This window comes from Gymnodinialimonas sp. 57CJ19 (assembly GCF_038396845.1).
Classification (GTDB): domain Bacteria; phylum Pseudomonadota; class Alphaproteobacteria; order Rhodobacterales; family Rhodobacteraceae; genus Gymnodinialimonas.
Genome location: NZ_CP151587.1, coordinates 3,824,167 through 3,840,944, shown reverse-complemented (window position 1 = coordinate 3,840,944; position 16,778 = coordinate 3,824,167). Strand labels below are relative to the sequence as shown.

The 16,778-nt window shown below is 61.1% G+C and carries 18 protein-coding genes; 12 read left to right on the top strand and 6 right to left on the bottom strand.

All coding sequences use genetic code 11. The features are described 5' to 3' along the window. Window positions 1–155: 155 nt before the first annotated feature. The 5 genes from yajC to AADW23_RS18715 are packed head-to-tail and all read left to right on the top strand — an operon-like array spanning window position 156 to window position 4,240. Window positions 156–437, top strand: a complete 282-nt coding sequence (gene yajC / locus AADW23_RS18735) for a preprotein translocase subunit YajC (protein ID WP_068364439.1) — start codon at window positions 156–158, stop codon at window positions 435–437. A gap of 45 nt (window positions 438–482) precedes the next feature. Beyond that, entirely contained in the window at window positions 483–2,153 is a 1,671-nt protein-coding gene (gene secD / locus AADW23_RS18730; protein ID WP_341862463.1) for a protein translocase subunit SecD, read from the top strand. 3 nt (window positions 2,154–2,156) lie between these two features. Beyond that, window positions 2,157–3,137 carry a protein translocase subunit SecF gene (secF, locus tag AADW23_RS18725; RefSeq protein ID WP_341862462.1) on the top strand — a complete coding sequence of 327 codons (981 nt, stop codon included), beginning with the start codon at window positions 2,157–2,159 and terminating at the stop codon, window positions 3,135–3,137. Continuing rightward, window positions 3,130–3,882, top strand: a complete 753-nt coding sequence (locus AADW23_RS18720; RefSeq protein WP_341862461.1) for a sulfite exporter TauE/SafE family protein — start codon at window positions 3,130–3,132, stop codon at window positions 3,880–3,882. The genes secF and AADW23_RS18720 overlap by 8 nt, the downstream gene beginning before the upstream one ends. A gap of 4 nt (window positions 3,883–3,886) precedes the next feature. Beyond that, a complete protein-coding gene (locus AADW23_RS18715; RefSeq protein ID WP_341862460.1) occupies window positions 3,887–4,240 on the top strand; it encodes an Mth938-like domain-containing protein in 354 nt (117 codons plus the stop codon). A 28-nt stretch (window positions 4,241–4,268) separates the two neighbouring features. Here the strand turns inward: AADW23_RS18715 and AADW23_RS18710 are convergent, their stop codons facing one another. The 3 genes from AADW23_RS18710 to AADW23_RS18700 form a co-directional block, all read right to left on the bottom strand. After that, window positions 4,269–4,982 carry a DUF1194 domain-containing protein gene (locus AADW23_RS18710; RefSeq protein ID WP_341862459.1) on the bottom strand — a complete coding sequence of 238 codons (714 nt, stop codon included), beginning with the start codon at window positions 4,980–4,982 and terminating at the stop codon, window positions 4,269–4,271. Continuing rightward, on the bottom strand, window positions 4,976–5,404 hold the full coding sequence (locus tag AADW23_RS18705) for a VOC family protein (protein ID WP_341862458.1): 429 nt from the start codon (window positions 5,402–5,404) through the stop codon (window positions 4,976–4,978). Before AADW23_RS18705 ends, AADW23_RS18710 begins: the two co-directional genes overlap by 7 nt. A 102-nt stretch (window positions 5,405–5,506) precedes the next feature. Beyond that, window positions 5,507–6,340 carry a DUF817 domain-containing protein gene (locus AADW23_RS18700; protein WP_341862457.1) on the bottom strand — a complete coding sequence of 278 codons (834 nt, stop codon included), beginning with the start codon at window positions 6,338–6,340 and terminating at the stop codon, window positions 5,507–5,509. Between the two features lie 93 nt (window positions 6,341–6,433). Between AADW23_RS18700 and thyX the strand changes: the two genes are divergently transcribed. Then, window positions 6,434–7,339, top strand: coding sequence for an FAD-dependent thymidylate synthase (gene thyX, locus AADW23_RS18695; RefSeq protein ID WP_341862456.1), 906 nt, complete (start codon window positions 6,434–6,436; stop codon window positions 7,337–7,339). After that, on the top strand, window positions 7,336–8,199 hold the full coding sequence (locus tag AADW23_RS18690; protein WP_341862455.1) for an AbiJ-NTD4 domain-containing protein: 864 nt from the start codon (window positions 7,336–7,338) through the stop codon (window positions 8,197–8,199). The genes thyX and AADW23_RS18690 overlap by 4 nt, the downstream gene beginning before the upstream one ends. A 618-nt stretch (window positions 8,200–8,817) precedes the next feature. On the opposite strand, the gene AADW23_RS18685 is transcribed toward AADW23_RS18690, so the two are convergent. Then, window positions 8,818–9,024: a cold-shock protein gene (locus tag AADW23_RS18685; RefSeq protein WP_341862454.1), complete on the bottom strand. Its 207-nt coding sequence runs from the start codon at window positions 9,022–9,024 to the stop codon at window positions 8,818–8,820. Between the two features lie 188 nt (window positions 9,025–9,212). On the opposite strand from AADW23_RS18685, the gene AADW23_RS18680 reads away from it, so the two are divergent. After that, window positions 9,213–9,524, top strand: coding sequence for an ArsC/Spx/MgsR family protein (locus tag AADW23_RS18680; protein ID WP_341862453.1), 312 nt, complete (start codon window positions 9,213–9,215; stop codon window positions 9,522–9,524). Between the two features lie 92 nt (window positions 9,525–9,616). After that, window positions 9,617–9,985: a hypothetical protein gene (locus AADW23_RS18675; protein WP_341862452.1), complete on the top strand. Its 369-nt coding sequence runs from the start codon at window positions 9,617–9,619 to the stop codon at window positions 9,983–9,985. 98 nt (window positions 9,986–10,083) lie between these two features. On the opposite strand, the gene AADW23_RS18670 is transcribed toward AADW23_RS18675, so the two are convergent. Together AADW23_RS18670 and thrS are read right to left on the bottom strand one after the other, a co-directional pair. Then, window positions 10,084–10,680 (bottom strand): Hint domain-containing protein, encoded by a 597-nt coding sequence (locus AADW23_RS18670; protein ID WP_341862451.1) that lies wholly within the window; start codon window positions 10,678–10,680, stop codon window positions 10,084–10,086. Window positions 10,681–10,834: 154 nt separating this feature from the next. Continuing rightward, window positions 10,835–12,781, bottom strand: a complete 1,947-nt coding sequence (thrS, locus tag AADW23_RS18665) for a threonine--tRNA ligase (protein WP_341862450.1) — start codon at window positions 12,779–12,781, stop codon at window positions 10,835–10,837. Window positions 12,782–13,333: 552 nt separating this feature from the next. Between thrS and AADW23_RS18660 the strand changes: the two genes are divergently transcribed. From AADW23_RS18660 to hisD, 3 genes are all read left to right on the top strand, one after another. Beyond that, window positions 13,334–14,074, top strand: coding sequence for an alpha/beta hydrolase (locus AADW23_RS18660; protein ID WP_341864360.1), 741 nt, complete (start codon window positions 13,334–13,336; stop codon window positions 14,072–14,074). Beyond that, window positions 14,067–15,050, top strand: a complete 984-nt coding sequence (locus tag AADW23_RS18655) for an alpha/beta fold hydrolase (protein ID WP_341862449.1) — start codon at window positions 14,067–14,069, stop codon at window positions 15,048–15,050. The genes AADW23_RS18660 and AADW23_RS18655 overlap by 8 nt, the downstream gene beginning before the upstream one ends. 244 nt (window positions 15,051–15,294) lie before the next feature. Then, on the top strand, window positions 15,295–16,617 hold the full coding sequence (gene hisD, locus AADW23_RS18650) for a histidinol dehydrogenase (protein ID WP_341862448.1): 1,323 nt from the start codon (window positions 15,295–15,297) through the stop codon (window positions 16,615–16,617). Window positions 16,618–16,778 lie beyond the last annotated feature (161 nt).

Here is a 16,778-nt window from a genome sequence, read left to right as displayed (position 1 = left end):
CCGGCCACCGAATTGCAGGCGCGGGTTGTGCGGCAGGGTGGGGATGCCCATTTGGCGGTTAGCGCTTATTGCACTCAGTCAACCGCGCCCTTAGGGTGCCGCAACTTTTCAACATCGGGTGTTTGACACCCAAGAAACTTTAAGGACGCAAGCCCATGGAAGCCTTCGGCCAGGTAGTTCCGCTGATCCTGATCCTCGTGATCATGTATTTCTTCCTCATCCGCCCTCAGCAAAAGAAGGTGAAAGATCATCAGGCGATGGTCGAGGCGCTGCGGCGCGGGGATGAAGTTGTCACCCAAGGTGGCCTGATCGGCAAGATCACCAAGGTCAAGGACGAGACCGAGGTTGAGGTCGAGATTGCCAAGGACGTGAAGATTCGCGTTTTGCGCCCCACGATTGCTCAGGTCCGTTCCAAGACCGAGCCTGCCAACGACTGATCTCTCGGCGCTTCCCCCGAGGCCCGAGAACGTAAGGACGACCCCATGCTGCAGATCCCTCTCTGGAACCGGCTGTTCATCATACTGACGGTTCTTGTGGGCCTTAGTTTTGCGATGCCCAACTTCTTTTATGGCACCGTAGAACGGCACAATGACGCGTTGGCTGAGATTGAGCGGACGGGCGCGGAAACACCGCAACAGACCGAGGATGTCGCGGCCTGGCCCAGTTACCTGCCTGCGACGCTGGTTAATCTGGGGTTGGACCTGCGGGGCGGGGCGCATCTGCTGGCCGAAGTGCAGGTGGAAGACGTCTATGTTCAGCGCATGGACAGCCTGTGGCCGGAAGTGCGTGACGCCCTGCGCGGGCTGCGTGATGTGGTCGGCACGATCCGCCGCATCGACGCAGAGCCGGGGTTGCTTCAGGTGCGCATCAGTCAGCCCGAGGGCATGGTATCGGCCCTCGCCGCCGTGCGCGAACTGGGCCAGCCGGTTGTCAGCCTGACCGGTGGTTTTGGCGAAAGCACCTTGGATGTCAGCGGGGCCGGTGACGTCATCACGGTGCAACTCAGCGAAGCCGAGCAAGCCGCCACCAACGACCGTACCTTGCAGCAGAGTATCGAGATCGTGCGCCGCCGTGTGGATGAGGCTGGCACGCGGGAGCCGACCATTCAGCGCCAAGGCGCGGACCGTATCCTTATCCAGGTGCCGGGCATCGGGTCAGCGCAGGAACTTAAAGAGCTGATCGGTACCACCGCCCGGTTGACCTTCCACCCCGTTGTCGGGCGCGCCAGCGGCCCCGATGCGGACACCGACTCGCGCCAGATGGTGCTGCCGTCGGTGGATGAGGGGGACGGCTACTATATCCTTGAGGAAACCCCCGTCGTGACGGGCGATGACCTTGTGGACAGCCAACCGGGCTTTGACCAACAGACCGGAGAGGCCATCGTTACCTTCCGCTTCAACCCCACCGGCGCGCGGGCCTTTGGGGAATACACCGCCGCCAACGTGGGCGCGCCCTTTGCGATCGTACTGGATGAAGAGGTGATTTCCGCCCCGGTCATCCGCTCGGCCATTACCGGCGGTGCGGGTCAGATCAGCGGCAACTTCACCGTGGAAGGCTCGACCGAGCTGGCAATTCTGCTCCGTGCCGGGGCATTGCCTGCGGAAATGACCTTCCTTGAAGAACGCACTATCGGGCCCGAGCTTGGCGCGGACAGCGTGCAGGCAGGCCAAACCGCGGCACTGATCGCCTTTGCCGCCGTCTTGATCTTCATGGTTGCCAGCTACGGCCTGTTTGGGGTCTTCGCCTCGATCGCGTTGATCCTGAACGTGGGGCTGATCTTTGGTGTCCTGTCCCTGATCGGGGCCACCCTGACATTGCCCGGCATCGCGGGGATCGTGTTGACCATCGGCATGGCCGTTGACGCCAATGTGCTGGTGTTTGAGCGTATCCGAGAGGAACTCAAGACCGCCAAGGGCCCCGCAAGGGCCATCGAGTTGGGTTATGAACGCGCCTTGTCCGCCATCATCGACGCCAACATCACGACGTTCATCATTGCCACGATCCTGTTCGTGCTCGGCTCGGGTCCCGTGCGCGGCTTCTCGGTCACGCTGGGGATCGGGATCGTGACATCGGTCTTCACGGCAATCTACGTGACACGCCTTTTGGTGGTCTACTGGTTCGAGCGGAAACGCCCGAAGAAAATCGAGGTATAAGTGATGCGTCTTCGTCTAGTCCCGCAAGAGACCAACTTCGATTTCTTCAAACACGCCCGCCTGACTTTTGGCGCGTCAATCGTGGCGGTCATCGCGTCGCTGGTGATCTGGGCCATGGTCGGCCTGAACTTCGGTATCGACTTTCTGGGCGGCACGACGATCCGCACCGACAGTACGGTGCAGGTTGATGTCGGGGAATACCGGACTGCCTTGGACCCCTTGGACCTTGGCGACGTGGTGATTTCCGAGGTGTTCGACCCGAACTTTGCCGACGACCAGCACGTTGTCACCGTGCGCATCCAGGCCCAAGAGGGCGCCGAGGCGGTGACACCCGAAATTATCACCGCCATCCAGACCGCCCTGCAAGAGGCCGTGGACCCCGCGATGACCTTCCCGTCGGTCGAATCCGTCGGCCCCAAGGTCTCGGGAGAGTTGATTCAGACCGCGATCATCGCGGTCCTGGCCTCGCTCGGGGCGATCCTTGTCTACATCTGGCTGCGGTTCGAATGGCAGTTCTCCGTCGGCGCGGTTGCGGCCCTGATCCATGACGTGATCCTGACCATCGGCGTGTTCAGCCTGTTCCAGATCCGGTTTGAGCTGGCCACCGTGGCGGCGCTGCTGACCATTGTGGGCTATTCGATCAATGATACCGTGGTGATCTTCGACCGCCTGCGCGAGAACCTGATCAAATACAAACAGATGGCCCTGCGCGACGTGATGAACCTGTCCGCCAATGAAACCCTGAGCCGGACCCTGATGACATCGGGGACCACGCTGATTGCGTTGATTGCGCTGCTGGTTCTGGGCGGCGATGTGATCCGTGGTTTTGTCTTCGCCATCGCTTGGGGCGTTGTTGTGGGGACGTATTCCTCGATCTATGTGGCCAAGAACGTGGTGCTGATGATCGGCGTGAAACGCGACTGGTCCAAGCCATCGGACGGCGGCGGCGCATCGGGCACCCAGTTCGCCAATATTGATGCCTGAGGCCCTTGCTCTGGCCCTGCAAACGCCGGGGTTGGAGTGGGTTATCTGTGCGGGCTTTCTAGCGGCATTGGTTTACGGCTTTGCGGGCTTCGGCTCGGCGCTGATCTTCATGCCGCTGGCGACCATCTTCATGTCGCCGGCCCTGGCGATTGCGGCGTTTTCCCTGTCGGCGCTTGGGTCACTGGTGACAGTTTTCCCCGGCGCGTGGAAATCGGCTGACCGACGCCAAACGCTGATGGTCGTGGCGATGTCCATCGTGTTCATGCCGGTGGGTATCTTCCTTCTGCGCATCGCCTCCGAAGTGACAATCCGCACCGCCGTATGCGTGGTGACCCTGCTGACGCTGGCCCTGCTGGTTTCGGGTTGGAAAGTCCCCTTGCGGGGCGGGCGGGGGCTGCAACTGGGCGTTGGCGCCTTGGCTGGCATTACCGGCGGCTCGACCGGCCTGAACGGCCCCCCGGTGATCTTGTTCAACCTTGGCACCGATCAGCCCGTGGCGGTGACCCGAGGCAATCTTGCCTGTTTCCTGACGTTGAATTCGCTCTTCGTGATGCCGATGATGTGGGCGCAAGGGCTGGTGGACGCGCGGGCGTTGTTTTTGGGGCTGATCTTGTTGCTGCCCTACGCGCTTGGTGGTTTTGTAGGGGTGCAATTGTTCCGCCCCGGTAACGTGGCGCTATACCGAACAATTGCGTTTGTGTTGATCGGGGTGGCAGGCGTGATGGGCCTGCCGATATGGGGATAGAGCGATGCGAATGAACGAAGTGCAGTTTGATGAAAGCAACCCCGTGGACGGCTATGGGCCGGGCTTCTTCCGCGTCGGCGGAGAGAAGTTTGACGGCGCGGTTTTGCTGCTGCCCTCGGGCGCGGCGCTTTGGGGCGGCTACGAGGATGCCGATGCCTTGGTTGCCGCCGCGACCGAGGTGGACGTGTTGCTGCTCGGCACCGGGGCCGAGATCGCCCATCCCCCCGCCGCCCTGCGCCGCGCCGTGGAAGCGGCCGGTTTGGGGCTGGAGGTCATGGCCTCTCCGGCGGCGTGTCGGACCTATAACGTGTTGCTGGCTGAAGGCCGCCGCGTGGGCGCTGCGATGTTGCCCGTCTAGGGTGCCACGGTTTCAGGGCGCCTGGGTTTCAGGGGGTCAGGGCGGGCGGGATAAGGCCGCCGAAGATCATCGCTCGCAGTTCCCGTTCCAATTTGCGCTGAATGGCCTCGGCAAAATGGTCGTGGTTCAGGGCGTATTCCACGAAGGCACCGGGGCCGTGGATGACCTCGGCGGCGAAGTAATCCTCAATCTCTCTTGACGCGCCGCCAATGGCGAGGCCGTTCACCGTGACCCCGTTGAAGTCGAAATGCTCGAAGGCGGCAGCAGGGGCGAAACCGTCGTTGTTCTGCCCATCGCCCGAAATGTCGAGGGTTTGGAACAGACAGTCCGGCGCTTCGTCGAAGCGGGTGGCGGCAAAGCCCAGGGCATAGCCAAGGGCCGTGGGGTAATCTTGGGTGCCCCGTTGTGATCCGGAGATGCGTTCTGCGATGCGCAGCAGGTCGGCCTCGGACCGGATCAGCGTCCAGTCGACCAGCACATCCTGTTGAAATCGCCCGGACCATTCAAAGACCGACAGCGCAACCGGGCCGGGAGCGCTGAAGAAGGCATCTGACACCACCGGATCAATCAGCGCGGCGGCAAGGCCATCCGCCTGCAACCGGTATTCAGCCGTATCGACCGAGGCGGATACGTCCAGCCCCAATTGCAGGGCCAGACGACAGTCTTCCTGCGCCGCAATCGGCGCAGCTGCGAGGAGGCAAGCGGCGTAAGCCGACGCGCCGAGGAGGCGCTGACCTACCAATGCCCCGTGTTTTCCATGGAGGCCCAGGGCTCCGCCGGGGCCAAAGGCTCCCCTTCCTGCAACAACTCAATCGAGACGTTGTCGGGCGAGCGTACAAAGGCCATATGGCCGTCGCGCGGGGGGCGATTGATGGTGACGCCATTGTCCTGCAAATGCTGGCAGGTGGCGTAGATGTCATCGACACGGTAGGCGAGGTGGCCAAAGTGGCGGCTGTCCGAAGGCAAGCCTTCGTCGCCGTCCCAGTTATAGGTCAGCTCGACACTGGCGTTCTCTTGGCCCGGAGGCGACATGAAGATGAGCGAGAACCGCCCGCCCTCATTCTCGATCCGCCGGGTCTCTTCCAGCCCCAGAAGTTTGAAGAACGCGATCGAGGCGTCCAGGTCTTTCACGCGCACCATCGTATGCAGGTAGCGAATTGCCATAGTCAAAGTCTCCATTGTGCCGTCGCGCCTCTCAGGAATGGGGCGGGATCGGCTTTACACGACAGTGTAGCGCCATGGAGGGGGCAAAAACTACCCCGCCGTTCAGTCACATTTGCGAGGGGAGGGGTGGATTTCGGCGTCGTACATGGCGTCACGCACCACCAGTGTGACCGTCACAAAGGCCACGAACAGCAGCAAATACCACGACCCGAACTTGCCGATATCCACAAGGCCAATGTCGCCTTGCACCGCGTAGCTCCACGTCTGGGTGAAGGTGCCCACGTTCTCTGCGATCCACAGCAACCATGCCGACGCGAACGCGCCGACGGGCAGGCGGATGGCGATGGGCTTGCGCCGGATAAACAGCCAGATCCTGGTGCGCCAAAACAAGACCAACGTGGCCGCAAACAGCACCCACCGAATATCGTAAGTGTAATGGTGCGTGTAGAAATTCGCGTAGATGGCCACGGCCAGCACATAGGTCGCCCAGAACGGCGGATAGGGGGCGAACTGGATGTGAAAGAACCGGATCGCGCGGGCAATGAAGCTGCCGACGCTGGCGTACATGAAGCCCGAAAACAGCGGCACCCCACCGATTTCCAGAATGCCTTGGTCGGGGTAATCCCATGATCCCTGCGCCAGCTTGAAGATCTCCATCAAGGTGCCGGTGATGTGGAAGATGAGGATGACTTTCGCCTCCTCCCACGTTTCCAACCCGCGCCAGATGAACACGATCTGCGTGACCACGGCGAACACCACCAATGCGTCATACCGTGCAAGGGGCCAGTCGTCGTTCCAGATCAATCTTGTGGCGATGATCGCCGACAAGATCATCACGCCAAACAGCGCCGCCCATAAAAGCTTGGCGAAAAACACCATGACGCCGGGCCATCCCGCTGTCATCCGTTCCAGTTTCGCCACGCCGTCGCTTGTCATCGTGCCTCATTATCTTGCGATTGGTTTGCCGCTTAGGGCAATATGTGGCCTTAAGGCCCTCGCCAACCTGATTCCTCCACAAGGACAAATGTCATGCCCCTGACCCCTGAACAACTGGAGGATATCCAAGCCTCTCGCGCCAATCCCCAGCCCACCCTTCGGGCCGTTGCTCCGGGGATGGAACAGCACCTCTACGAGGCCAAGCCGGTGCTGGACCATGGCTTCGTTCGGGTCATCGACTATATGGGCGACGATGCCGCCATCGTCCAAGCCGCCCGTGTGTCCTACGGCGCAGGCACCAAAAAAGCCCGTGATGACAGTGGCTTGATCCGCTACCTGATGCGTCACTGGCACTCTACCCCGTTTGAGATGTGTGAACTGAAGCTCCACGTCAAACTGCCCGTCTTCGTGGCCCGTCAGTGGATCCGCCACCGCACCGCCAACGTGAACGAATACTCCGCCCGCTACTCGATCCTCGACCGGGAGTTCTACATCCCCCAGCCTGATCAACTGGCCGCACAAAGCGTGGTGAACAACCAAGGCCGCGGCGCGACCTTGGAGGGCGAAGAGGCCGAACGTGTCCTGCGCATGCTCAAAGACGACGCGACCCGCGCCTACGATCACTACCAAGAGATGCTGTCCGATGATGGCCAACAAGGCCTCGCCCGCGAGTTGGCCCGCATGAACCTGCCCGCCAACATCTACACCCAATGGTACTGGAAAGTGGACCTGCACAACCTGTTCCACTTCCTCCGCCTGCGCGCCGATGAGCACGCCCAATACGAGATCCGCGTCTACGCCGACGCCATCTGCGAAATGGTCAAAGACTGGGTCCCCGCCGCCTACGGCGCCTTCGAGGACTACCGCATGGGCGGGATCAACCTGTCCGCCAAGGGCGTCGAAGTGCTGAAGCGGCGGCTTGCGGGCGAAGAGGTGACGCAGGAGTCGTCAGGCATGAGCAAAGGCGAATGGCGGGAGCTGATGGGGGCGTTTGAGTGAGTAGACGCTTTTCCCAACGCATTGGCTTAATCTCACCTAGGACAAGCGTCCAACGTGAAGATATGGACGAGCGCCTCGCCAATCGGGCTTGGTCCTTATTCCTCCGCCACTTCATCCAGGAACGAGCTTATTTTCTCAATGAAGACTCGGTTTCGAGATTGCTTTTCTTTCTGTTGTGGGACGATTTCTTTGGCGCTCGGGTTGATGAAATTCCTGAAACTGTTAACACAACTGTCGCTGTTATTCGGGATTGGTATGATCAATCGAAGTGGAACGAGAAGTACGACCTGATTCAATTCTTTTCGGATTTGCAGCACCTTCAGGAAAACAGCACATCGGCTAACGAACTTCGAAATTCCTCCGAGAAATTTACTTCCGCTGTTAATGATCTACTGCAAAGTGAGAAATCTGCTTATCGGTTTGTCGGCGACACTCTTTCAGAGATTACTGACGAGTCTGAAATAGTAGAAATTGAGTCCGCGCTTAATGCACCGAACAAATATTCAGACGCGAAGGCGCATATTTCGATGGCATTAAGAAAATACTCCGATCGCGAAGCGCCGGATTATAGGAACTCTGTCAAGGAGAGCATATCTGCTGTTGAGTCGGCGTTCACGGCCTTTAACGGGGAAAAGAATAAAAACATGTCAGCTGCGCTATCCGCAGCCGAGAAAAACGGATTGGTTCTCCAACCGGCACTACGATCTGGTATATTAAACCTGTACGGATGGACATCTGACGAAAGCGGGGTCCGTCATGCACTTTTAGGTGGAAGCGATGGTGTAACGGAACACGAAGCAAGACTAATGCTTGTTCTGTGTTCGGCTTTTGTTAACTACGTGGCTTCCAAATTCCAGTGATTTCAACCGCTTTCCAAGGCGCTAATCCCCCCAAGCGCGGAATCAAGGCCACAGGCCGCCGCGCATCGCCGGGCCGCCCCCCGGCACGGCGATTCCTCAAGGCTTGGCGCTCCTCCGATAGAAAGCTCCTAAGCGGCTACCATAAAGTGGCAAAAACACCCGTTGGATCGCCGCACCGCGGCCCGCCGATGCGCGGCTTGTGGGGACGTCGACAACGCTTGGCGCTCCTCCGATAGAAAGCGCCTAAGCGGCTACTATAAAGTGGCAAAATCACTCGTCCGATCGCCGCACCGCGGCCCGCCGATGCGCGGCTTGTGGGGGGACACTCGACAAGGCTTGGCGCTCCTCCGGTAGAAAGCGCCTAAGCGGCTGCCATAAAGTGGCAAAAAAACCCGCAGGATCGCCGCACCGCGGCCCGCCGATGCGCGGCTTGTGGGGGGACACTCGACAAGGCTTGGCGCTCCTCCGATAGAAAGCGCCTAAGCAGCTACCATAAAGTGGCAAAAACACTCGTCCGATCGCCGTACCACGGCCCGCCGATGCGCGGCTAGGGGGGGACACTCGACGGTGGTCTAACGTGTCCGCCCCTGTAGACCGGGCCGAGGCCCGGTCTACGGTTTATACCTTAACCAACTCCACCGCGCTTTCGCGGCCGTCGCGGCCCTCGCGCAGCTCATAGCTTAGCTTCGTGTCGTCCGGCAGGTCCGTCCAGCCCGCCCGCTCCACGGCAGAGATGTGGACGAAAACGTCGCTCCCGCCTGTGTCAGGTGCGATGAATCCAAAACCTTTCGTGGTGTTAAACCACTTCACTGTCCCAGTCGGCATGTTCCCGTGTCTTCCCATAATAAAGCCCGCCCACAGACGTTGCGGCGGTGTGATGCGCGGTTGCGTGCAGCGCATGGTGAAATGATGCGGGGATTTTCGCGGAACTCAAGACCCTGTTTTGCCCCGGTGGTACAGCGGCGCGAGTTTGCTTATGTATTGGGCGGACAAAGGGACCGAAGGAAAAGATCATGCGCGTATACGGGGTTAAGGCCTGCGACACCTGCCGCAAGGCGGCGAAGGCATTGGGGGCAGAACTGGTGGATATCCGGGCCACGCCCTTGGACGCCGCGCAGATCGCGGCTTTCCACAGCACCTTCGGAGAGGCGCTGGTCAACACACGCTCCACCACATGGCGCGGGTTGTCCGAGGCGGAGCGGGCGATGGACCCGGTGGCTCTGATCGCGGCGCATCCCACGGTGATGAAACGCCCGGTGATCGAAAAGGATGGCGCGCTGACCCTGGGCTGGACCAAGGACGTGCAAGCACACTACGGCGTCTGAGCAGGGGGGAAACGGACGCCGTGTTTCACCCTGCTGACACGGCCTCCGTGGCCCCATCTGATATCCAACGCAACAATGACGGAGACACCTAAATGCGCAACGCGGCCCTTGTTCTTGGATTGATTGGCGGCGTTCTCGCCATGATCGTGGGCTTCTTTGTCTACGGCTACACGGTGTTCATTGATTGGTTTGGGGAAATCCCGGACCTTGCGTATCAGGTTGATAACCCACAGCTTTACCGCACGATGGCGTTCGTGTCGCCGCTTCTGGCGATTGCCGGCGGGGCCATGGCCAAGGCGCGGGCGCTTTGGGGCGGCGTGTTGATGCTGCTGGCCGCTGCGGGGATGCTTTATGGCTTCGGGTTCGGCGTCTTTACCATGTTCCCTATTGCCATGTGTGGTCTGGGTGGGGTTCTGGCGATCGCCGCAGGGCGTCCGGACGAAGAACGCGCCCACTTCTAGGCGATCGCCAGGTGCCGCGGGCAGAATGCCACTGCGGTTCCGGCCGCTTCGTGTCCGCCGTCCTGCCCCAGATTGCAGAGATACGGCGGCCGACGCGGCTAGGCCGGGATAGGCCGGAAAATACGGATGTCCTGAACCAACTGCGGCACCTGCACATCGCGGGCCTCATCGGTGGTGCCGTCGACATCCAATTCCACCCAAATACCGCCCGCACAGATTTGTTGCGTAGAGGGCAGGTGCAGACGGATGAAGTGGATGCCTTCTTCCGGGATCACCCGGCGGATCATGCCACCATCGCAAAACGCTTTGGCGGGAAACCGGGTCAGGCTGTTGGGGTCTTCCGTCCACGAAACCGGACAATCAGCTGAGAGGAGAACGGCCGATGTCGCGGTCATGGAGGGCAGCGCATCGGGGTCAAAGCGCACCGGCGCGGCGTCGGGCATGTCGTGAAGCTGGCGCTTCGTGAAGTGGAAATGCTCGATTTTGGTGATCGGCTCCAACGTGCCAAGACGGGTCAAGACCAGTTGCCCAACGGACAATTCGCTTAGCGCCTGAAAGCCTTGCTCGGTTTGGACGGGGGTCTGTGCGGCGAAAGCCTGTTTGGGAAGCGTCGGCACCTGGACCGGTTCTGAGGCTTCCGATCTCTCGTCCAGACACAGCTCTGCTGAGTGCGAAAGTTGGTTAGTTAATTGCATACTCGAAACCTACCTTGCGCCGGTTCTCCGGCGTCGAAAGCTGTATACCGGACAAGGTGGGACGGAAGGGGGGCCGAAATGTGGCGAAAGTGCGATTGTAGGTTAACCGAACGTTAATGCCGCGCGCCAACACAAGGCGCGCGGCGTCAACAAACTAACGCAAATCTGGTGCGACGGCCTCGGCTGAGAGGCTGTCGATCACTTCTGCCAAAGGCACGACCTGCGTCTGTTTCTCGCCCAGTCGGCGCAGGGTCACGGTGCGGTTCTCAACCTCCTGCCGGCCCACGGCAAGGATCACGGGCACTTTGCCCACGGAATGCTCGCGCACCTTGAAGTTGATCTTCTCGTTGCGGATATCGGCCTCGGCCCGGACCCCGGCGGCACGCAGGGCTGCGACGGTGTCGTGAACGAAATCATCGGCGTCGGACACGATAGAGGCCACAACGACCTGACGCGGTGTCAGCCAGAACGGCAGCTTGCCCGAGTGTTCCTCGATCAAGATGCCGATGAACCGCTCAAAGCTGCCAAGACAAGCCCGGTGCAACATGACGGGGCGATGCTTGGCACCATCCTCGGCGATGAAGGTCGCGTCGAGCCGTTCGGGCAGGACGAAATCCACCTGATGGGTGCCACATTGCCAATCGCGGCCAATGGCGTCGGTCAGGACGAACTCCAGCTTGGGGCCGTAGAAGGCGCCTTCGCCGGGGTTCATCTCTGGCTCGATCCCGGCGGCACGGGTGGCGCGCAAAAGCGCGTCTTCGGCCTTGTCCCAGATCTCATCGCTGCCCGAGCGGACCTCGGGGCGGGTGGAGAATTTGACCCGGAATTCGGGGAAGCCCAAATCTTGGTAAATCGAGGTCAGATAGTCGATATAGACCTTGGTTTCTTCCTCGATCTGATCTTCGCGGCAGAAGATGTGGCCATCGTCTTGGGTAAAGCCGCGCACCCGCATGATGCCGTGCAACGCACCCGAAGGCTCATACCGCGCGCAAGAGCCGAATTCAGCCATACGCAGGGGCAAATCCCGGTAAGACTTCTGGCCCTGGTTGAAAATCTGAACGTGGCAGGGACAGTTCATTGGCTTAAGGGCGTTGACCGCCTTTTCACGGGCGTGATCCTCGTCCACTTCGACGATGAACATGTTCTCCTGGTATTTGTCCCAATGGCCGGAGTCCTCCCACAGTTTGCGGTTCACCAGTTGGGGGGTGTTGACCTCGACGTAGCCGCCGGCGCGTTGCTTGCGGCGCATGTAGTCTTGCAGCTCGGTGTAGACGGTCCAGCCGTTGGGGTGCCAGAAAACCTGCCCGGGCGCTTCTTCCTGCATGTGGAACAGGTCCATTTCCCGGCCCAGGCGACGGTGATCGCGCTTGGCAGCTTCCTCCAGGAAGTTCAGGTGTTTCTTGAGGTCGTCCCGGTTTTTGAACGCCACGCCGTAGATGCGTTGCAACATCGGGCGGGTGTTGTCGCCAAGCCAATAGGCGGCAGCCACGGACATGAGTTTGAATGCATCGGCGGGCACCTGGCCCGTGTGTTGCAGGTGCGGACCCCGGCAGAGGTCCATCCATTCGCCGTGCCAATACATGCGGATCGGCTCATCCCCGGGGATGCGGTCGAGGAGTTCGACTTTGTAAGGCTCGTCGGTGGATTCGTAATGGGCGCGGACCCGGTCGCGGTCCCAGACTTCGGTGCGAACGGCGTCACGGGCGTTGATGATTTCCTTCATCTTCGCCTCGATCGCGCCGAGGTCATCGGGGGTGAAAGGCTCTTCCCGGTCAAAGTCGTAGAACCAACCGTTGTCACGCACGGGGCCGATGGTGACTTTGACATCGGGCCACAGTTCCTGCACCGCGCGGGCCATGATGTGGGCGCAGTCGTGGCGGATCAGCTCGAGCGCTTGAGCGTCGTCTTTGAGGGTGTGGATGGCCACGGTGGCGTCGGCCTCAATCGGCCACTGGAGGTCATGGTGTTCGCCGTTGACCGTGGCAGAGATGGCTTTCTTGCCCAGAGATGAAGAGATGCTGGAGGCGACTTCGGCGGGGGTAATGCCAGCGTCAAAGTCACGCGCGTTGCCATCGGGGAAAGTGAGGGAGATTTGGGCCATTTTTCCGGCTCCTCGTCAGTTTGGCGCCTACGAAACGCCCGGTTGCGGGTATGTATGTGGCCGCGTTTTCGCGGCGGGGGTGGGAAATGTCAACGGCTACGCGCGGCGAGGGGGCTGGATTGAGTTGTATTGGCCAAGATGAAGGAGCGGGCGGGGTAACGCTGCTTGGGAACACCGCCCTTGGGGGGGCGACGGTCGCGCGTTTCTTGCAAGGGCAGGGCGGTGAGGGCGCGAAGGGAGAACCGCGCTAGTTGGATGTGGTTCATGACGTCGAAGTGGGCCGTGGGGGATTGAGGTTTCAGATCGGGGAGGGGGACCGGCCATGGGAGAACGCGAAGGGATGAGGCAGGTGCGGCGGGCCGGGTCGCTGAGCGTTTTCAGGAGGGGCCATGGACAGGCTGGCCGATGATTTGATGGCCACGGGAGTTTGGCAATGCTCCGCCCATGGGGGACGGGCGGGATTGCGGAAACGGGCCCGGCGGGGCAGGGTCTGCGCGAGAAATTAAGCGCCGAAAATCAGCGCCAGAACCGGAGGGATAATCCTTGGCCGAGATGCAGTATCTAGAGACCGACGCGGGACGCCGTCTTGCCTATCACAAATTCTCGGGCCGCCGGACGGGCGTGGTGTTTCTGGGCGGTCTGCGCTCGGATATGACCGGGTCCAAGGCGATGCATCTGGAGGCTTGGGCGCGGCGGTCTGGACGGGAGTTCTTGCGGTTCGATTACTCGGGCCACGGGGCGAGCTCGGGGCAGTTTACCGAAGGGTGCATTGGTGATTGGGCCGAGGATGCCATGGCGGCGATTGATGCGCTGACCGAAGGGCCGCAGGTGATTGTGGGCTCCAGCATGGGCGGCTGGATCAGCCTGTTGATGGCCAAGCACCGGCCCGACCGGGTGGCGGGGCTTGTGACCGTCGCGGCCGCGCCCGATTTCACCGAGAACGGCTATTGGAAGGTATGGGACGAGGAAAAACGCAAGGCCTTGATGGAGGAGGGGCAGGTTGCGCTGCCTTCGGAATACGGCGAGCCGATGATCATTACCAAGCGGTTGATCGAGGACGGGCGGGATCATCTGGTCTTGACCGAGCCGTTGCGCATCGACGTGCCGGTTCGGATGTTGCAGGGCACAGCGGATGTGGATGTGACGATGGATGTGGCCCTTGGGGTGCTGGACCATATCGAGGGGCCGGATGTGCGGTTGGAACTGGTGAAAAATGCCGATCACCGGTTCTCGGACCCTGCCTGTCTGGACACGATCACGCGGTCTGTGGAGGAGGTCCTGGCCCATGGCTAGGATGATCCGGGGCTTGGTGCGGATCATCGTGCTGGTGGCGATTGTGATGGTCGCCTTCCTGTATCTTGGGCCGGTGGAGCAGGTCCAGCGTGGAGCCGTCGAGGCACCCGATCTGGACGATCCCGATGGCTGGCTCGCGGCGCGGGAAGCCCGGTTTGATGACATCACCGAAGGCACAGAGGCGCGGATTGTCTGGGCGACGGAACCGGGTGCGCAAAGCGATGTTGTGGTGCTGTATCTGCACGGGTTCTCGGCCACATCGGAGGAAATCCGCCCGGTGCCTGACCGGGTAGCCGAGGCGTTGGGGGCGAACCTGATCTTTGCAAGGCTGCCCGGCCACGGCAGGTCCGGGGTGGCGCTGGCGGAACCCCGCGCCGGGGATTGGCTGGACGAGACCGTGGCGATGTTGCGATTGGCACGGGGCATTGGCGACCGGGTTGTGGTGATTGGAACCTCTACCGGGGCGACCTTGGCGTCCTGGGCTGCCAGCGACACGGAAATGGCACAGGACGTGGCGGCGATGGTGCTGATCTCGGCGAATTACGAGTTGGCCAATCCGGCGGGAGCGTTGTTGGAATTACCGCTGGCAAGGGTCTGGGGGCCATGGATTGCCGGGGCAGAACGGTCTTTTGAGGCGGTGAATGAGAACCACGAAGCCTATTGGACGACGGCCTATCCCACAGAGGCGACAGTGACCCTTGGCACCTTGCTGAGGGAGACAAGGGCGAGGGATTACAGCAGCGTGAGGACGCCCGCGCTATTTATGTTTGCTGATACGGATCAGGTGATTTCGGCCCCGGCGCTGCGGGCATTCGCCCAAGGTTGGGGTGGGGAGGTGACGTTGGTTCCCGTGGCTGTGCCGGAACAGGGGGGCGACCCGGTCCACCATGTGATTGCGGGCGATATCCTGAGCCCGGCCCTGACGGATCGGGTGGTGGAAGACGTGACGGCGTGGCTGCGCGAGACGTTGTATTGACCGATAGCTCGGGGGTTCGGCGGCTTTGCCGCCGACCGCGTGGGGGCGCTGCCCCCACACCCCCGTGAAGGGGGCTGTCTGCCCCCTTTCAAATCCCCCGAGGATATTTTTCGAACAAGGAAGCGTGGGTGTGGCGCGTTGGCTTGGAGGCGATTTGGCATTCTTTGCATTCGTATGCAGAATCGTCTTGAAGCAGGGCGCGGCGTTTGTATCCTTGGGGGGAATGACAGGGGAGGGATGCCAGATGGCCGAATATCTAAAGCGTGGAAAGCCTGCGCAGGAGCGGGCAGATGACGACGCCAAGGTGCGTGGCACCGTGGAGGGGATATTGGCGGATATCGAGGCCCGAGGCGACGCGGCGGTGCGCGATTTATCGGCCAAGTTCGACGGCTATGAGCCGGAGGCGTTTCGGCTGAGTACATCGGAGATTGAAGCGGCGATGCAGAAGGTGTCGAGCCGGGAGATGGCAGACATCCGCTTCGCACAGAAACAAATCCGGCGCTTTGCCGAGGCGCAGCGGGCCTCGATGACCGATATAGAGGTGGAGACGATGCCGGGGGTGATCCTTGGCCATAAGAATATCCCCGTGAACTCGGTCGGGTGCTATGTGCCGGGGGGCAAGTTCCCGATGGTGGCCTCGGCGCATATGTCGGTGCTGACGGCCAAGGTTGCCGGGGTGAAGCGGATCGTGGCCTCGGCCCCGCCGGTCAACGGCGCGCCGCATCCGGCGATCGTGGCGGCGATGCAGGAAGGCGGCGCGGACGAGATTCTGGTGCTTGGGGGTGTGCAAGCTGTTGGGGCGATGGCCTTGGGAACCCAGAGCGTGGAGGCGGTCGATATGCTTGTGGGGCCGGGCAACGCTTTTGTGGCGGAGGCCAAGCGGCAGTTGTTTGGACGTGTGGGCATCGATCTGTTTGCCGGGCCGACGGAGACTTGCGTGATCGCCGATGACACGGTGGATGCGGAATTATGCGCCACGGACCTGCTGGGGCAGGCGGAACATGGATATAACTCTCCGGCGGTGTTGATCACCAACTCTCGTGCCTTGGCAGAGGCGACATTGGCGGAGATCGCGCGGATACTGCAAATCCTGCCGACGGCAGAGACGGCGCGGGTGAGTTGGGAGGAATACGGCGAAGTGATCCTGTGCGACAGCTATGACGAGATGTTGGCCGTGTCCGAGGAGATCGCCTCGGAGCATATTCAGGTGATGACGGACCGGGATGATTGGTTTTTGGAGAATATGACCAGCTATGGGGCGCTTTTTCTGGGGCCGCGCACCAATGTGGCGAATGGGGACAAGGTTATTGGCACCAACCACACGCTGCCGACGAAGAAGGCGGGGCGCTATACGGGCGGCTTATGGGTCGGGAAGTTTCTGAAGACGCATTCTTACCAGAGGATTGTGAGCGATGAGGCTGCGACGTTGATGGGGGAATATGGGTCAAGGCTCTGCATGTTGGAGGGCTTCGTGGGCCACGCCGAGCAGTGCAATATCCGGGTCCGGCGCTATGGCGGGGTGAATGTGCCTTATGGAGAAGGGGCGCCGTATCGCGCGGCCGAGTAGTGCGCGGGCGCCGTGATTGGGGCGGGCGGAGCGCTTTGGGGGGCCAGCCCCCTTTGCGCATCCAAGGGATGCGCATACCCCCGGAGTTGTATGGGCCAAGATGAAGGAGCGTTCGAGCGGCGGGGACGTTGCGGGAGAGGCACCGGGGGCGTAGACAAATG

Bases quoted from the DNA above. Each gene is read 5' to 3' on its own strand.
- yajC (WP_068364439.1), top strand. From the start codon at position 156: ATGGAAGCCTTCGGCCAGGTAGTTCCGCTGATCCTGATCCTCGTGATC.
- secD (WP_341862463.1), top strand. From the start codon at position 483: ATGCTGCAGATCCCTCTCTGGAACCGGCTGTTCATCATACTGACGGTT.
- secF (WP_341862462.1), top strand. From the start codon at position 2,157: ATGCGTCTTCGTCTAGTCCCGCAAGAGACCAACTTCGATTTCTTCAAA.
- AADW23_RS18720 (WP_341862461.1), top strand. From the start codon at position 3,130: ATGCCTGAGGCCCTTGCTCTGGCCCTGCAAACGCCGGGGTTGGAGTGG.
- AADW23_RS18715 (WP_341862460.1), top strand. From the start codon at position 3,887: ATGCGAATGAACGAAGTGCAGTTTGATGAAAGCAACCCCGTGGACGGC.
- AADW23_RS18705 (WP_341862458.1), bottom strand. From the start codon at position 5,404: ATGGCAATTCGCTACCTGCATACGATGGTGCGCGTGAAAGACCTGGAC.
- AADW23_RS18700 (WP_341862457.1), bottom strand. From the start codon at position 6,340: ATGACAAGCGACGGCGTGGCGAAACTGGAACGGATGACAGCGGGATGG.
- thyX (WP_341862456.1), top strand. From the start codon at position 6,434: ATGCCCCTGACCCCTGAACAACTGGAGGATATCCAAGCCTCTCGCGCC.
- AADW23_RS18685 (WP_341862454.1), bottom strand. From the start codon at position 9,024: ATGCCGACTGGGACAGTGAAGTGGTTTAACACCACGAAAGGTTTTGGA.
- AADW23_RS18680 (WP_341862453.1), top strand. From the start codon at position 9,213: ATGCGCGTATACGGGGTTAAGGCCTGCGACACCTGCCGCAAGGCGGCG.
- AADW23_RS18675 (WP_341862452.1), top strand. From the start codon at position 9,617: ATGCGCAACGCGGCCCTTGTTCTTGGATTGATTGGCGGCGTTCTCGCC.
- AADW23_RS18670 (WP_341862451.1), bottom strand. From the start codon at position 10,680: ATGCAATTAACTAACCAACTTTCGCACTCAGCAGAGCTGTGTCTGGAC.
- thrS (WP_341862450.1), bottom strand. From the start codon at position 12,781: ATGGCCCAAATCTCCCTCACTTTCCCCGATGGCAACGCGCGTGACTTT.
- AADW23_RS18660 (WP_341864360.1), top strand. From the start codon at position 13,334: ATGCAGTATCTAGAGACCGACGCGGGACGCCGTCTTGCCTATCACAAA.
- AADW23_RS18655 (WP_341862449.1), top strand. From the start codon at position 14,067: ATGGCTAGGATGATCCGGGGCTTGGTGCGGATCATCGTGCTGGTGGCG.
- hisD (WP_341862448.1), top strand. From the start codon at position 15,295: ATGGCCGAATATCTAAAGCGTGGAAAGCCTGCGCAGGAGCGGGCAGAT.